At 69.1% G+C, this 15,199-nt stretch carries 16 protein-coding genes; 11 read left to right on the plus strand and 5 right to left on the minus strand.

Annotated elements, in window-relative coordinates; genetic code table 11:
* Window positions 1-691 precede the first annotated feature (691 nt).
* On the minus strand, window positions 692-1,060 hold the full coding sequence (locus OG780_RS02870; protein WP_328444303.1) for a hypothetical protein: 369 nt from the start codon (window positions 1,058-1,060) through the stop codon (window positions 692-694).
* A gap of 80 nt (window positions 1,061-1,140) precedes the next feature.
* Window positions 1,141-1,548 carry a hypothetical protein gene (locus OG780_RS02875; protein WP_328444305.1) on the minus strand — a complete coding sequence of 136 codons (408 nt, stop codon included), beginning with the start codon at window positions 1,546-1,548 and terminating at the stop codon, window positions 1,141-1,143.
* A gap of 466 nt (window positions 1,549-2,014) precedes the next feature.
* On the opposite strand from OG780_RS02875, the gene OG780_RS02880 reads away from it, so the two are divergent.
* The 3 genes from OG780_RS02880 (at window position 2,015) to OG780_RS02890 (ending at window position 4,925) form a co-directional block, all read left to right on the plus strand.
* Window positions 2,015-2,374 (plus strand): GNAT family N-acetyltransferase, encoded by a 360-nt coding sequence (locus OG780_RS02880; RefSeq protein ID WP_328444307.1) that lies wholly within the window; start codon window positions 2,015-2,017, stop codon window positions 2,372-2,374.
* 675 nt (window positions 2,375-3,049) lie between these two features.
* On the plus strand, window positions 3,050-3,865 hold the full coding sequence (locus tag OG780_RS02885; RefSeq protein ID WP_328444309.1) for a bestrophin-like domain: 816 nt from the start codon (window positions 3,050-3,052) through the stop codon (window positions 3,863-3,865).
* Window positions 3,866-4,007: 142 nt separating this feature from the next.
* Window positions 4,008-4,925: an aminoglycoside phosphotransferase family protein gene (locus OG780_RS02890; RefSeq protein ID WP_328444311.1), complete on the plus strand. Its 918-nt coding sequence runs from the start codon at window positions 4,008-4,010 to the stop codon at window positions 4,923-4,925.
* 87 nt (window positions 4,926-5,012) lie between these two features.
* Here OG780_RS02890 and OG780_RS02895 read toward each other — a convergent pair whose 3' ends face one another.
* Window positions 5,013-5,963 carry a hypothetical protein gene (locus OG780_RS02895; protein ID WP_328444313.1) on the minus strand — a complete coding sequence of 317 codons (951 nt, stop codon included), beginning with the start codon at window positions 5,961-5,963 and terminating at the stop codon, window positions 5,013-5,015.
* Between the two features lie 245 nt (window positions 5,964-6,208).
* Between OG780_RS02895 and OG780_RS02900 the strand changes: the two genes are divergently transcribed.
* A complete protein-coding gene (locus OG780_RS02900) occupies window positions 6,209-6,931 on the plus strand; it encodes a VOC family protein (RefSeq protein ID WP_328444315.1) in 723 nt (240 codons plus the stop codon).
* 42 nt (window positions 6,932-6,973) lie between these two features.
* Here OG780_RS02900 and OG780_RS02905 read toward each other — a convergent pair whose 3' ends face one another.
* Window positions 6,974-7,882: an EamA family transporter gene (locus OG780_RS02905; protein ID WP_328444317.1), complete on the minus strand. Its 909-nt coding sequence runs from the start codon at window positions 7,880-7,882 to the stop codon at window positions 6,974-6,976.
* Between the two features lie 39 nt (window positions 7,883-7,921).
* Here OG780_RS02905 and OG780_RS02910 point away from each other — a divergent pair, with 39 nt between their 5' ends.
* The 4 genes from OG780_RS02910 to OG780_RS02925 all read left to right on the plus strand — a co-directional run bounded on the left by OG780_RS02910 (window position 7,922) and on the right by OG780_RS02925 (window position 9,747).
* Complete coding sequence (locus tag OG780_RS02910) at window positions 7,922-8,446, plus strand: MarR family winged helix-turn-helix transcriptional regulator (protein WP_328444319.1); 525 nt, start codon at window positions 7,922-7,924, stop codon at window positions 8,444-8,446.
* Window positions 8,447-8,646: 200 nt separating this feature from the next.
* On the plus strand, window positions 8,647-8,955 hold the full coding sequence (locus OG780_RS02915) for a hypothetical protein (protein ID WP_328444321.1): 309 nt from the start codon (window positions 8,647-8,649) through the stop codon (window positions 8,953-8,955).
* 157 nt (window positions 8,956-9,112) lie between these two features.
* Entirely contained in the window at window positions 9,113-9,364 is a 252-nt protein-coding gene (locus OG780_RS02920) for a hypothetical protein (RefSeq protein ID WP_328444324.1), read from the plus strand.
* A 5-nt stretch (window positions 9,365-9,369) separates the two neighbouring features.
* On the plus strand, window positions 9,370-9,747 hold the full coding sequence (locus tag OG780_RS02925; protein ID WP_328444326.1) for a toxin Doc: 378 nt from the start codon (window positions 9,370-9,372) through the stop codon (window positions 9,745-9,747).
* An 83-nt stretch (window positions 9,748-9,830) separates the two neighbouring features.
* On the opposite strand, the gene OG780_RS02930 is transcribed toward OG780_RS02925, so the two are convergent.
* The gene (locus OG780_RS02930) at window positions 9,831-10,268 is read right to left on the minus strand and encodes a hypothetical protein (RefSeq protein WP_328444328.1); all 438 of its coding nucleotides are present in this window, start codon (window positions 10,266-10,268) and stop codon (window positions 9,831-9,833) included.
* Between the two features lie 181 nt (window positions 10,269-10,449).
* On the opposite strand from OG780_RS02930, the gene OG780_RS02935 reads away from it, so the two are divergent.
* From OG780_RS02935 to OG780_RS02945, 3 genes are all read left to right on the plus strand, one after another.
* A complete protein-coding gene (locus OG780_RS02935; protein ID WP_328444330.1) occupies window positions 10,450-11,577 on the plus strand; it encodes a MerR family transcriptional regulator in 1,128 nt (375 codons plus the stop codon).
* A gap of 337 nt (window positions 11,578-11,914) precedes the next feature.
* Window positions 11,915-14,512: a rifamycin-inactivating phosphotransferase gene (gene rph / locus OG780_RS02940; protein ID WP_328444332.1), complete on the plus strand. Its 2,598-nt coding sequence runs from the start codon at window positions 11,915-11,917 to the stop codon at window positions 14,510-14,512.
* A gap of 124 nt (window positions 14,513-14,636) precedes the next feature.
* Window positions 14,637-15,167, plus strand: coding sequence for a hypothetical protein (locus OG780_RS02945; protein ID WP_328444335.1), 531 nt, complete (start codon window positions 14,637-14,639; stop codon window positions 15,165-15,167).
* The last annotated feature ends 32 nt before the right edge of the window (window positions 15,168-15,199 follow it).

The following is a 15,199-nucleotide window of genomic DNA, read 5'->3' on the forward strand; positions in this document are numbered from 1 at the left end:
CAGCAGTGGACAGGAGTGTGTGGTTTTCGTTCGTCTTCGCGCCGACTTCTACCTGGGCAAGGGTCACGACGGTGCCGTGGGTGACCGCGGAGAGCAGATGTCGGCGCGTCGCGGTGAGACGGGCTGATCCCTTGAGTGCCTTGCCGTCGACAGCGATCACACGCGACGGCCCGAACCCGGAGGGCGACGAAGCCTGGGCGGGTTCGGTGGCGGCGCGGTGCCGGTCGGCCAGGTAGGCGCCGACCGCCCGGTCCAGGGCGTCACCGTCAACAGCCCCCAGCACACGGCCGATCGTGGCCGGCGCCGGAACTTGCAACCGCCCTGCAACAGGGCCTCCCGGAACGCTCGGAATGGGGTCGCACCCCCGAGTTACCAGGAGGCCCTGCCTTCATGCGCGTACGGCCGGAAGATCACCCGACCAGGAACTCCGTTCGACTTGCAGGTTTCAAGATCGGTTGAGATGCGGCTTCTGCAAGCGACGCCTCACCGACCTCGGCTGAACCCACCACCCCGTTGATCCGTCAGATCACGAAGTACGACTGGAGTACTGGGCCACGAAGAGCACCCTGCGCTACGCCCAGCGCCACCCCGAACTCCTCATCGGTTTCCTGGCCGGAACGGGCCTGGAACTTGTCGCCCCCGCGTCAGCCCGTAGTCAGAGATCAGCATCAGCGGGGGCCTCGTCACGCGATCAGCCGTGGACGGTCTGCTTCACACCGTCCTTGGTGGTGATGTCCACGGACATACGCCACCTCGTACGCTTGCCGACCGTGACGGTGACCGTGTCCGCGAATTTTCTGCCGTGCAAATCCTTCGCCTTGATGCGGGCGCCGAACGTGGCGCTGTCGTCGCAGCCACCGGCCTCGGCGCTGAGGCCGGTTCCGCTAGTGACAGTGAGACCGCCAGGTCCGAGACAGTCGTAGCGGACGCCTAGTTCGGCGATCCGGTCAGCAGAAACAGGAAGTTTGACCGTCCCGGGTCCGAGATGGCCCGGCGTCTCCTTTCCGCTGTCAGGACGGTCCGGATCAGACACCAGAACTGATTTCGACGGGCTGCCCACAGGAGCCCGATTTCCCCCTCCCTCACACCCGGTGGCCAGGATGACGATGACTGGCAGTACGGCCAGATGTCTTCTGCGCATCAGCTCTTTCCGTCCCAGGTTTCGCGACCCTTGTAGACCAGCCGCGCTGATCCACTGCGCAGCACCTTGGTGGTGCAGTTGGGCTGCGTCTGGTTGTAGTTCCACTTCGTGTACTTGACCTTCACACCCGCGTGCAGGTAACCGTGCTTCATGTTGTTCGGCACCTTCCACGACCACGTGCAGGTCGAGCTGTTCGTCCACTGCCATGCGAAGTGGTAGTCGAACGACGCCGACGCCTTGACGAAGACCACCTTCGCTTCGCCCGAGACCGCTCCGCCCACGGTGGACGTCGTCGTCTTTCCCTTGTGGAAGGTGATGCTGATTGTCGTACCGCTGTCGCCGCCGGAACGGGGTTCCAGGTCCCGGTAGTAATTGTGACTGCCGGAAAAATCGTAGCCCTTGGTCATCGGGCAACTCATGGGTTTCATCTTCTCGGGCACAGCGGCGGACGCAGGTGTGCCCGAGAAGATGACGGCAGTGCCGCTGCGACACAGCCTGCCGACATGATTCGCGAAATTCGGCGCACGCGTTCCCCTCGGTTTTCCTTGGTCGACAACGGCCTCTACAGCTGCCGATGAGAGACCTTAGCGCCGACTCCCACCTCCGTTCGCACGGTTGAGCGAAACCTGAGGTGCGGCGACAGGCGGGACCGGGTCGCCCGTTCGGGTGCTGGTGCCCCAGTACTCCAGTACTCCAGTACTCCAGTTGCACTTGGCGATCTGACGGATCATCTGGGTGAAGGGTTCAGTCGAGGTCGGTGTGACGTCGCTTGCAGTGAGTAGGTGTTTCTCTTCTTCGTGACGGTGCGTTCGAAGAGTTTCCGATGATCCGGATGCCGGAGTGTGCCAATGGCCGTGCAGATAGGCTGGCCAGGTGATCGAGACTGAACGGCTCATGCTGCGACCTCTCCGAGTGGAAGACGTCGAGGTGTTCGTCGCGCTCCATGAGGATGAGCGAGTGAACCGGTTCGTCGGCGCCTACTCGAACCAGCAGGCGTTGGAACGGTTGGCCTCCGTCGAACAGCAGTGGGCGGAACGTGGTCACGGGCTGTGTGCCGTCGAGCTGAAATCCACCGGTGAATTCATCGGTCGGGTCGGACTGAACTACTGGGAGCAGTTCAACGAGGTCGAACTCGGCTGGACGCTGAAGGCCGAGACGTGGGGCCGCGGCTATGCAACCGAAGCAGCCCGTGCATGTCTGGACTGGGGGGTTGCGACCTTGGACGAGGCCTAATCTCCATGATCCGTCCCGGGAACACCGCCTCGGTGCACGTGGCCGAGCGGCTTGGCTTTACCCCTCTTCGTGAGGACGCGCTCTTCGGGAATCCGGTCACGGTGTACTCCTTGGACAAGCCGACCTCGGCCTGAAGTTCTTTTGTCTGCCGTTGATCAGGATGCTGAAATTCTCCCCCCTGCTCGGACCGGTCCCCCCACCTGCTCTTACTCCCCACTCCGTGAAGGCCATTTGGTGGTCACGCCCGCCCGTGTCTTCGGGCCAATTCGTAGGCGAAGCTGACCGGCTCGGTGAGCTGGCCAGCGGTCGCACAAACCGGACACTCCGCTTGCTCGCCCCGCTGTATCGCGATGACCCGTTGCCGGGTTCGCTGGAGCCTTCGCCAACAGCGTGACCTGCATCGACCCGATGCAGAACACCGCCTCCGCCGCCATCGTCTGCGGCAGCGGGTCACCGCACTCCCGGCGATACCGCCGAGCCGTCCCGTCAGCCCCCACAACCCAGATCATCCAGCCGTACGCACCTCACGGCCAGGTATCAAAAACATCTACGTAAGGCCGGCGGCCGGCCCCTCGCCCCGCCGCGCTCCGCCGGGCCACCGGGATCTCTCACTCGGTGGTGTGAACTGCCGGCCCCACCCGTAGCGGCTCATGAACACCGTGCGTTTGGGCAGTCGTGTCCCCCCTCGACTCCGCACATCTCTCACTCTGGCTGCTCAATCACTTCAGCACGTCGACCCTGGCCGTCGTCATCGTCGGAGGAACCGTCCTCCTCGCTGTCGGCGGCAGTGTCCTGCTGCGTCGCCGGTATCCCTCGGTGGCCCGCGGTGAACACAACGAGATGGTCGGGGTGACCCTCGGTATGTTCGGCGCGATCTACGGGATCATCCTCGCCTTTGTCATCGTCACCCTCTGGACCCAACTGGAGGACACCCAGACCATCGTCGCTTCCGAGGCCACCGACGCGGCGCTCATCACCCGGGACGCCGCCGCGTTCCCGGAGCCGGTACGCGCACGTCTCGACGCCTCGATGAGCGGCTACGTCCACGCGGTCGTCGAGGACCAGTGGCCCCGGATGCGTGCGGGAGACCCCAGCTACGGGGCCACGGAAGCCCACCTCCGAGACGCGTTCCAGGCACTCCAGGAGTACAACCCGAAGAGCCAGAGCGAGCAGGTCTTCTACGAGGAGGCCGTCGCCCATCTCGACGACGTGGCCACCCAGCGCCGCGCCCGCATCACCATGGCACGCCAGGAACTCCCCCCGCTGCTGCAGGTGTTGGCCTTCGGCGGCGCACTCGTCCTCATCCCTCTCACGTTCCTCTACGGCATGCGCAAACTGAGGGTCCAGATCCTCTTCGTCGCCTCGGTCGCCGGGCTCGTCGGCTTCAGCCTGCTCCTGGTCTTCGTCCTGGACCGCCCGTTCGCCGGCGAACTCAGCGTCAGCCCCGCCCCGTACAGAGAAGGGGCCCTCGCCCAGTACTGGCCCCGGTGAGCCGCCGGGTACATCGGCCGTGAAGTGAGCCCCCGCCTGTCACGTTCGAGGTGCCGTCCCGCCGACGGCGTCGGCCCCGACACGGTCCGACGAGATCAGATCGGAACCCTCGCGGCCTACGGCCCAACTACCGTTGTTCCACATGACCATCACCGAGTCGGACATCACGGAGGACTTGATCCGGGGCCTGCTGCGCGAGCAGTGCCCCGACCTGGCGGATCTCCCCCTGAAGCTCGGAGCGCTCGGCTGGGACAATCAAGTGTGGCGGCTCGGCGACGACCTAGCCGTCCGCTTGCCCTGGGCCACACAGTCCGCGGACGCTCTGCTCCACAAAGAGCACACCTGGGTGCCGCACCTCGCCCCGCGCCTTCCGCTGCGGATTCCCGTCCCGCAACGCCTCGTTGAGCCCAGTGAGCGCTTCCCTCGACCCTGGCTCGTCACCACCTGGGTGCCGGGCGAGCCCGCCGACCGCTCCCCCGCGACACGGCCCGCGGAAGCAGCCGACACCCTGGCCGCCTTCCTGACCGCCCTTCACCGACCCGCCCCCGGCGGGGCACCGACGGGCCGAGACCGCGGGGGCCGGCTCGCCGACACCGCCGAACACCTCACCAGGGCCCTCGCCTCGGCCACCGACCTGGGGCTGATTCACGACCCGGCCGCCGTCCGCGCGGTCTGGGAGGACGCCGCCGCCGCGCCCGACTGGACCGGCCCGCGGCTCTGGCTCCACGGCGACCTGCATCCGGCCAACATCCTGACCACGAACGGCACCTTCTCCGGCGTGATCGACTTCGGCGACCTCTTCGCCGGCGATCCGGCCTTCGACCTCGCCGCCGCGTGGATCCTGCTGCCGGACGGCGCCGTCGACCGCTTCCACGAGGCCTACCGGCCGAGCCCGGACCCCGCGACCCTTCGCCGCGCCCGCGGCTGGGCGGTGCTGCGAGCTCTGAGCTGCCTCCACATCGGGGACGCCGGCGTACACGGCCGCCCCGGAGGCAAGCCCAGTTGGGGCCCACCCGCCCGAGCGTCACTGCGCCGTCTCACCGCATCAGCCGAGCAGTGATCAAGCCCCACGTGAGAACAGCTGTGTCATGCCGTGCCATGCCGTGCCCGAGCCTCGGCTCCGACACGGCGCCCCTCCACGGCGGACCTACGACGCGGCACCGCCAGGCGTGAGCCTCCCGGCTTCATCGACCCGCAGGAACCCCGCGGGCGTCAGCAGGTCCTGGTACGGCCTGGACTGGAACTGAAGCGGCGGAGCCATGTCACCGAAGGAGTCGCCGAACGCGCGCGGCGAGCCCGCCAGTCCCAGCCGCACCCGCTCCGCCGTGTCGTCGCCGGTGAGGCCGGGAGCGAGGGCCGCGCAGCCCCGTACGCCCGCGTGCGGGTCGGTGAGCCAGGGACGGGTGTCGCCGTCGAGGTGGCCGATGGCGATCAGGATCGTCGCCAGGTCGTACGACGACTCGGCGGCCCGTGCCATCGACGTCAACCGGTCCAGCAGCACCGGACGTTGCGCCGCCGCCGAGGGATGCCGGGCCAGTGACCCGACGGCCGCGGCGGCACACGTGCTGCGCCGGGCACGTTCCGACGCGAGGTGCGGCAGCACGCGCCGCAGGAGAGCGGGCACCAGGTCGAAGCAGGCGAGCGCCGCCTGATCGAACACGAGTTCGACCAGCCCCGTACCGTCCTGCCACATGCGGGCCCGGCCGTCGGCATCGGCCGACAGATGGGCATCGGTCCAGGCTCTCAGCTCCCCTGCGTGGGTCTCGACCCGGGCACGGACCTCCGCGACCCCTTCGCCGAGGTCGGCGGCGACGCCGACCACGTACAGATAGGCGAGCATCGCGTCCGGCAGTGAGGGATCGTCGGGCCCCAGCAGCGGATCGTCCAGGAGCTCGGCGACCAGCAGCGCGGTGGGCGCCGTCGCGGGCCAGGCCTTGCCCTCCCGGCGAAGCGTCGTCGACCACAGGTGTGTGTACCCGTCGACGAAGGCATCCGCGTCGTCGCCGAGGAGCGCTGCCAGACGGCGCGGGGTGTCGGAGGCCGGCCCCTCGGCATGGAACAACCTGGACCAGTCCACGTCTTCCCTGCGATCGGCCACGGTGGGGATGGTGTCACACCGCTCCGGCCGGCTCGCTTCGACCAGGACATGCTGGGATCGGCCGCGCGCGGGGCCGGGTTGCACCGGGTGTGGCTCCGGGGTGGGGGCGTACGTCCTGGCGAGACGATCAGGGCTCCCCCGCGGCGAAAACTCGGATGCGGTTCCCGCACATTCCTCCCTAGGCTGCACGCGCGCGGAGGACACGACGTCGAATCGACCGTCACTGGATCGGAGTTGCACAGGGTATGACCAGTCGACTGTTCGCGATCTGCTTCAATGCCACCCGGCCGTCCGACCTGGCGAGGTTCTGGTCCGGTGTCCTGGGCTGGGAACGGGCCGACGGTCCGAACGACGACGTCGTGATCCTGCCCCGGGACACGGCCGGGTTCCGCATCCGTTTCCTGCCGAGCCAGGAGCCGAGGACGGGCCGGAACCGGGCACACTTCGACCTGACGAGCGCCTCCCCGGAGGATCAACGGGAGACGGTCGCCCGGGCCCTGGAACTCGGCGGCGAGCACATCGACGTGGGCCAGCTCCCGGAAGAGGGACATGTGGTGCTCGCCGATCCGGACGGCAACGAGTTCTGCGTCATCGAGGCGGGCAACAAGTTCCTCGCCGACACCGGAGTCATCGGAGCGCTCGCCTGCGACGGTACGCAGGAGGTCGGCTACTTCTGGAGCAAGGCACTGGGGTGGCCGCTGGTCTGGGACCAGGACCAGGAGACCGCGATCCAGTCGCCGAACGGCGGCACGAAGATCACCTGGGGCGGTCCCCCGGTGGCACCGAAGACGGGAACGAACAGGCTGTATCTGGAGCTGGCACTCCCCGCCGGCGCCGACCGGGAGACCGAGGTGGACCGCCTGGTCTCGCTCGGCGCGACGCGTACGTCCACCGGCGAGGACCGAAGCGACCGCGTCCTGCTGCTCGACCCCGACGGCAACGAGTTCTCCGTACAGAAGCATCCATAGCAGCCCGGCCCCAGCGTTCGCACACGCCGGCCCCCGCGAAGATCACTCGTTACGGACACTCGCCGGATATCTGCGGTGGACCGTCCGACCGGTGTCGCGTCGGCCCGCGCGCCTGGGCCGGCCGAGGACGACTCCGGCCAGGACCAGGACCAGGCCGCCCAGTTGCTGAAGGGTCAGCACCTCTTTCGCGACCACGGTGCCGAGCAGTACGCCGGTCACGGGATTGAGCAGTCCGATCAGTCCGACGGTCCCGGTGGGCAGATGCCGCAGCCCGGTGAACCAGGCGACGAAGGCCAGCGCGGTGGCGATCAGGGTGACGAAACCGAACGCGAGGAGCGTCTGCCCGGAGAGCGCGGGCGGACGGCCTTCCACGGCCGCGGCGACCGGAAGCAGGAACAGGCCTCCGGCGGTGAGCTGCCAGGCGGTCGAGGCGAGCACGTCGGCACCGGCGTTCCACCGTTTGGCCAGGATGTACCCGAAGGACGACACCAGCATCGCGGCGGCCGAGGCGAGGATTCCCGGGACGCTCACCGTCCCCACTCCGGAGAGCAGCATGAGGCAGACCCCGCCGAGTCCGATCGCGGCGCCGGCCAGATGGGCGGGACGGGGCCGCTCGGACACCAGGGGCCAGGCGATGAGCATCATCGTCAGCGGCGCCACCGCCATCACGGTCGAGGCCACGCTCGTCGGAAGCAGCTGGGAAGCGGCGTAGACGAGGACGAAGAACACGCTCATGTTGAGCAGCCCGAGCACCGCGGACCGCCACCACCACGCGCCGCGCGGCAGCTGTCTGCACAGGGCGAGCAGGACAAGACCTGCGGGCAGTGCCCGCAGGGCGGCCCCGTAGAGCGGCCGGTCGGCCGGCAGGAACTCGTGGGTCACAAAGTAGTTGGTGCCCCAGGCCACCGGCGCGACTGCGGTCAGGGCCACCCAGCGCAAATTAGCTTCCATGGAAGCTACTATAGCTTCCCGGGAAGTTATTATGGAGTCATGGAGCACGATGAATCTCTGGACCGCGTGGCCCGCATCCAGGCGGAGTGGCGCCGCGAGCGCCCCGACGTCGACACGACCCCGCAGGGAGTGATCGGCCGATTGCACCGCCTGGCCGACCGGCTCAGCGAGGAACTGTGCCTCGTGTACGACCGTTACGGCCTGAGCGAGGGCGAGTTCGACGTCCTGTGCGCACTGCGCCGCGCCGGTGAACCCTACGAACGGGCGCCCGGCGAACTCGCCGCCCACACCATGGTCACCACCGGCGCGATGACGAAGAGGATCGACCGTCTGGAACGGGCCGGGCTCGTCACCCGCCGCCGTTCCGACGACGACCAACGCGGCCGGATCGTCGCGCTCACGGGGCCCGGACGCGAACTGATCGACCGGGCGTTCACCGACCACATGCGCAACGAACGCCACCTGCTGGATCTGCTTCCGCCGGCCGAGGCCGCGTCACTGGAGACGCTGCTGGCCACCTGGCTCTCCCGCATGGAGCATCCGCGCCCCACCGGCGAAGAGTGACCTGCGGCCCGGCACCGGCACGACTCCTGCCCCGGAGCGCCCGGGCCGTTCGGTGAACGACGCCGACGCCCCGTCGAACCGGGTACCGGCCGGCCCCGGGGGGCGACGAGGCCCGCGTCGGCGTGGCCGGTCCCCCGAAGCCGGTCGCCGAGCACCGGTAGGCTCGCGCGAAGGGACCTGGAGCAGAGGTGGGCGAAGCGGTGACACGAGATCTGTACAACGTACGGACGCGGCCCGCGGAGAACGCGCCCGAACCGCTCTCCGCCGAGGAAGAGGCACGCTTCCGGGCCCTGCTGTTCACCGAGCTCGGCAACAGGATCGCCGACGAGGGATGGGCCCGGTTCCCCGCGCACACCCGGGAGGACCGCCGACGGCTGGTCGACATCGCGCACCGGCTCTCCGCCCACTGGGGACGGCAGGTGGGCGTCGAGGCGGAGGACGAGTGCCGCCTCAGGCTCTTCCTCGTCGGCGACGAGACGCCCGGCGCCGCACTGCCGGCCCGTTCCTGACACGCCTCCACCCCGTCCACCGCGTCCACCCGAACAAGTCCAGCCCGAGCAGATCCCGCCCCAGCAGGTCCCGGCCGGGTACCCCTGAAGGTACCGGACACACGGACCCTGACCTGGGATGATTGAGCTCGTGGTACCTCAGCGGTACCCTGCCGTCATGGCAGCACTCAACGTGGAATTCTCCGACGCGGAGCTCGCGGACCTGCGGGCGATCGCTCAGGAGCAGAACATGCCGATGAAAGCCTTCGTGAGGGCGTCCACCGCCAACGCGATCGCCCACCACCGGGCGCTCCAGGAGGGCGCGGCGGTCTTCCAGAGCGTCTTCCACGATCCCGCGCTGGCCGATGCCATCGCCGCCGCGGGCATCGACGACGGTCCGGTGACCCGCACGACGGGCAGGGCTGCCTGAAACCCATGGCTCCCGTCGTACACATCGACGTGCGCTGGCTCCTGCGGCAGCACGAAGCGGCACTCCCCGACCAGCCCCACATCAGCGACTTCTCCGCGCTGGTCGCGGCGGTGGCGCGGCACCGCGTGGATCCGCCTCGCCTGGGCATCGACCCCGACGCGTCATGGCGCGCGGCGGCCCTGCTGCACACGCTGCTCCTGCTGCGGCCGCTTCCCTCGCTGAACGTCCGCTTCGCGTGCGCCGTGGCCATCGCCTACATGCACGCCAGCGGCGAAGGACTCGACAGCCCGTACGGGGAACTCGTCGAGCTGTGCAAGGACCTCATCGCGGGCAAGAACGACGTGTTCGGCGCCGCCGACGTGATCCGGTCCCAGCGCATCTGACGAACTCCTGCCCTGACGAGCTCGCCCGTCAGAAGGGCCGCAGGACGGGACGAGGCACCGGCACCGGCACGCGGACGACGGGCTCATCGCTCCGGGCGCAGCCCACCCAGCTCCGACGCCCTCCGCAAGGCCGGCACGAACTCCGGTTTCGCCTGCAGGACGAGGATCGCCACGGTCCGGGCGTCGCGCCGCACCAGCTCGAACCGGTGGAAGGTGAGCAGGGGCGACAGGTTGGATATGTGCCTCAGCTCGGTGATCGTGTCCCACGGAACGGAGTGCTTCACCTGGCCGAACAGTCCGGTGACTGCGAGGCCGCCGGTGTGGATGTGGCACAGGCGCGCCCCGACCCGCACGGATACCCAGCCCCACGCGGCCCGCAGCCCGACCAGGCCGAGGATCACGGCCACCGAGACCAGGCACTTGAAGAGCGCGCCGTGGGGCCTCTTGATGATCATGAATCCCGACAGGATGAGACAGAAGAGCACGACGAAGCGCCGGAACATCTGAAGAACGCCACCCATGACGCCCGCTATCGGGTAACTCCCGCGTCTCTCACCGAGCTCCGTCTCACTCCCAGTACGCCGCACCGCTGTCCCCCAAGTCATCGGCCTCATCGAACGGATCAACTATCAAGGGCCCCTTGCGCGTTGACAAGGCCACGGCCGTGACGGGCGCCTTGACCCTCACGCGGCGTCATGCCGCATGGTCGGTGGTGTGGAGGAACACCTGACCGTGGGACGCGTGGCAGAGCTGGCCGGCGTGAGCGTCCGCACGCTGCATCACTACGACGAGATCGGCCTCGTACGGCCGTCCGCGCGGACCAGGGCCGGATACCGGGCCTACTCGGCCGGTGACGTGGAGCGGCTGCGGAGGGTCCTCGCCTATCGGCGGCTGGGCTTCGGACTGCGGGAGATCGCGGGTCTGGTCGACGACCCGGCCACCGACGCGGTCGCGCACCTGCACCGGTTGCGCGCCCTGCTGCTGGAACAGCGCGACCGCGCGGCGGCCATGGTGACGGCGATAGACAGGGAACTGGAGGCACGGGCCATGGGGATCAGGACGACACCCGAGGAGCAACTGACCATGTTCGGAGCGAAGTTGTACGACGCCATCGGGTCCGCCTATCCGGCGACACGGCGGACCGAGCCACGGATCGCCGCGCGGGTGTGGGATGCGCTCGGGGACGCCCGCACGGTCCTGAACGTCGGCGCGGGCACCGGCTCCTACGAGCCCCCGGACCGCGACGTGACCGCGGTGGAACCGTCGGCGGTCATGCGGGCACAGCGTCCCACGGGCGCGGCACCCTGCGTGGCCGCGCATGCCGAGAGCCTTCCGTTCGAGGACGGGTCCTTCGACGCGGCGATGGCTTTCAGCACCGTTCATCACTGGCGGGACCCGATCGCCGGGCTGCGCGAGATGCGGCGCGTGGCCCGGCGCGTGGTCGTGGTCACGTACGACGCCAGTGCCCCCGCCTGGCGTGAGCGGTTCTGGCTCAGCCGCGACTACCTGCCCGAGTTCGCCGACCTTCTCGTCGGCTGGCCTTCACTGGCCGACCTGACCCGGGCGATCGGGGGCCGGGCGGAGCCGGTGCTCATTCCGTGGGACTGCGCCGACGGCTTCTTCGAGGCGTACTGGCGCCGGCCCGAGGCGTACCTGGACGAACCCGTGCGCCGCGCGGTGTCGGTGTGGACCAGGGTCGGGCCGGAGGCCGAACTGCGGGCGGTGACCCGGCTCCGCGACGATCTGTCCTCGGGCCTGTGGGCCGAGCGCAATCGCGACCTCGTCGCCCTCGACGCGGCGGAACTCGGACTCCGCCTGCTCGTGGCCTGAGAATCCCTCGGGGCCTGAGAATCCCTCGGGGCCTGAGAATCCCTCGGGGCCTGAAAAACCAAAGGGCAAGGAGAGTCCTCTCCTTGCCTCTCTCAACTTATAGCGCACCGGGGGGCTTGCCGCAAGGCCCCGGTCACGGCGCACAATCGTCGGTCTGTGCCCCGACCCGCGGCGGTGCGCGGTGCGCGCCGCCCGATCGGCGGAGCGGCCGGACGACGCGTCAGCGGGAAGGCAACCAGGGACGAGGACGTGCTCGACAAGAGGTTCGACAGAGTGGGAGGCGCCGGTGATGGGACATCGCGGTACGACGGAACACGGCCGCCTCGGAGGCATCGCAATGACTGAGCAGTACGTGCTGGATCTTCAAGAGGTCGATCAGACGCGGGTCGCGGTCGTCGGCGGCAAGGGCGCGCATCTGGGCGGGCTGTCGCGGATCGAAGGCGTCCGTGTACCGGGCGGCTTCTGTGTGACGACGGACGCCTTCCGACGGATCATGGCGGAGGTGCCGTCGATCGACGGCCTGATCGACGAGCTGTCGCGCGTGAACCCGGACGACCGGGACGCGATCCGCACGCTCAGCGCGCGGATCCGCCGGACCATCGAAGAGATCACCGTCCCGGACGATCTCGCGGCGGCGGTCACGCGCGCGCTCGCCCGGCTCGGCGAGGGGGCTGCCTACGCCGTCCGGTCCAGCGCGACGGCGGAGGACCTGCCGACGGCCTCCTTCGCCGGCCAGCAGGACACGTATCTGAACATCGTGGGGCCGACGGAGATCCTCCGGCACATCAGCCGGTGCTGGGCGTCGCTGTTCACCGAGCGGGCCGTGACCTACCGCCGGCACAACGGCATCGACCACCGTACGGTCCACATGGCGGTCGTCGTACAGCGGATGGTCTTCCCGCACGCGGCCGGCATCCTGTTCACCGCCGACCCCGTCACGGGCAACCGGAAGGTGTCCACCGTGGACGCCGGCTTCGGTCTCGGCGAGGCCCTGGTCTCCGGACTGGTGAACCCCGACGTCTTCACCGTGCGGGACGACGAAATCGTCGCCAGGACGATCGGCGTCAAACAGCGTGCCGTTCAGGCCCTGCCGGCCGGTGGTACGCGGGAAGTGGCGATCGACGCGGGGCGGCAGGAGCAGCCGTCGCTGACGGATGAACAGGTCCTGCGGCTCGTGCGGCTGGGCCGGCGGATCGAAGCGCATTTCGGGCGTCCTCAGGACATCGAGTGGTGCCTGGCCGACGACGGCTTCCGGATCGTGCAGAGCCGTCCGATCACCACGCTGTTCCCCGTTCCCGAGGCCGGCGACCGGGAGAACCACGTCTACGTCTCCGTCGGCCATCAGCAGATGATGACCGACGCCATGAAGCCGCTGGGCTACTCCATGTGGCAGCTGACGGCGATGGTGCCGATGCACGAGGCGGGCGGGAGGCTGTTCGTCGACGTCACCCGGCGCCTGGCCTCCCCCGCCAGCCGCGCCGCCCTCCTGGACGTCATGGGAAAGGGAGATCCGCTGGTCAGAAACGCTCTGGAGACCGTCCTCGACCGCGACGACTTCGTCCCCTCGCTCCCGGACACGGGACCCGGCGGGCCACCGGCGGGCGGCGCGTCCACTCCGGCCGAGGCCGATCCCGCCATCGTCACCGAGCTGATCGAGCGCAGCCGGGCGTCCGTCGCCGCCCTGGAGAGCGGCATCCGGACGAAGAGCGGACCGGCGCTGTTCGACTTCCTCCTGGAGGCGTTCGAGGAGCACAAGCGGGTCCTCGGTGATCCGCTGAACATGCGGGCGATCATGGCGGGGATGGAGGCCACCTGGTGGCTGAACGACAGGCTCGGGGAGTGGCTGGGCGAGAAGAACGCGGCCGACACGCTGACGCTGTCCGCTCCCGACAACATCACGTCGGAGATGGGCCTGGAGCTGCTCGACGTCGCGGACGTGATCCGCTCCCGACCGGAGGTGGTGGCGTTCCTCCAGAACGTCGAGGACGACGACTTCCTGGACGACCTGGCGAAGCTCGCGGGCGGGACCGAAGCCCGCGACGCCATCGAGGCCTACCTCGACCGGTACGGCATGCGCTGCGTCGGCGAGATCGACATCACCCGGCCACGGTGGCGTGAGCAGCCCAGCACCCTCGTGCCCGTGATCCTCGACAACGTCAGGAACTTCGAGCCGGGCGCCGCCGAACGGCGCTTCGAGCAAGGGCGGTTGAGAGCGTGGGAGAAGGAACAGGACGTTCTGTCACGCTTGCGGGCCCTGCCGGACGGTGACCGCGGAGCCGACGAGACCAAGCGGATGATCGACCAGGTCAGGGCCTTCGCCGGGTACCGGGAGTATCCGAAGTACGGCATCGTCAGCCGCTCCTTCGTCTACAAGCGGGCCCTGCTGGAGGAGGCCGGGCGCCTCGTGCGGGCCGGCGTGCTTCACGAGAAGGAGGACGTCTTTTACCTCACGTTCCAGGAGTTCCACGACGTCGTACGCACGAACCGGGTGGACGACCGGCTCATCCAGCGGCGCAAGGACGCGTTCCTCTCGTACCAGGCGCTCACACCGCCCCGGGTGCTCACCTCGGACGGTGAGGCCGTCACCGGGTCCTACCGGCGCGACGACGTGCCGGACGGCGCTCTGGTCGGGCTGCCCGTTTCCGCCGGGACGATCGAGGGGAGGGCCCGCGTCATCCTCGACATGGCGGACGCCGATCTGGAGCCGGGCGACATCCTGGTCACACCGTTCACGGACCCCAGTTGGTCCCCGCTGTTCGTCGCGGTGGCGGGCCTGGTGACGGAGGTGGGCGGTCTGATGACGCACGGCGCGGTGATCGCCCGGGAGTACGGTCTGCCGGCCGTCGTGGGCGTGGAGCGGGCCACCCGGCTGATCCGGGACGGGCAGCGGATCCGCGTGCACGGCGCCGACGGGTACGTCGAGATCCTGTCCTGACCGACCGAGCCGGCCGAGTGGGCCGCGGTCTCGTCCGCGGCTGCGGCCCACTCCGTCGGTGCTCGGCGGTCCACGCGGTCGTGAAGTCGCCCGTCCCGGACACCGCGGTCGGTACGGTGCGATCATGTCCGCTTTCCTTCAGCAACTCCCCGCGCTCGTGGGCGTCGTGATCGGCGCCCTGGGTTCGTATCTGGCTCTCGTCCGCAGCGACCGCGAGCGCTTCAAACGGGATCGGGCGGAGCGGTGGGAAGAACGGCGCCTCGCCGTGTACTCCGAGTACGCGCGGTCGCTGAAGAAGTCGGTGACCCTCACCTACCGTGTCGCCGCCCATATAGGCAACGACCCGCATCCGCACCCGCTGCCCCTGGCCGAGGCCGAACCGCTCATGGCCCGGGCCACCGACGACCGCGATCCTCCGGGGGAGGCCCTGCTCATGCTGGGCAGCCGCGAGGTGGTGGACCGGGCCCGGGTATGGGTGACGGTGGTGATGGAGATGGAGGGCTTCCAGCGCTCGGGCACCCGCGATCCCGGGGCATGGCAAGCGCTCCTGGAACGCCAGCGCAAGGGCCGCGAAGGCTACTACGCGGCCGTACGCGAGGATCTCCGACTCCCTCCCGGACACCCGGGCCAGTGGCTGACGATCCCGGAGACGTGACACCGAAGCCAAGCCCGGTCCGCGCTCGGCCC

Origin of the sequence: Streptomyces sp. NBC_00386, assembly GCF_036063235.1 — a bacterium.
Lineage (GTDB): Bacteria > Actinomycetota > Actinomycetes > Streptomycetales > Streptomycetaceae > Streptomyces.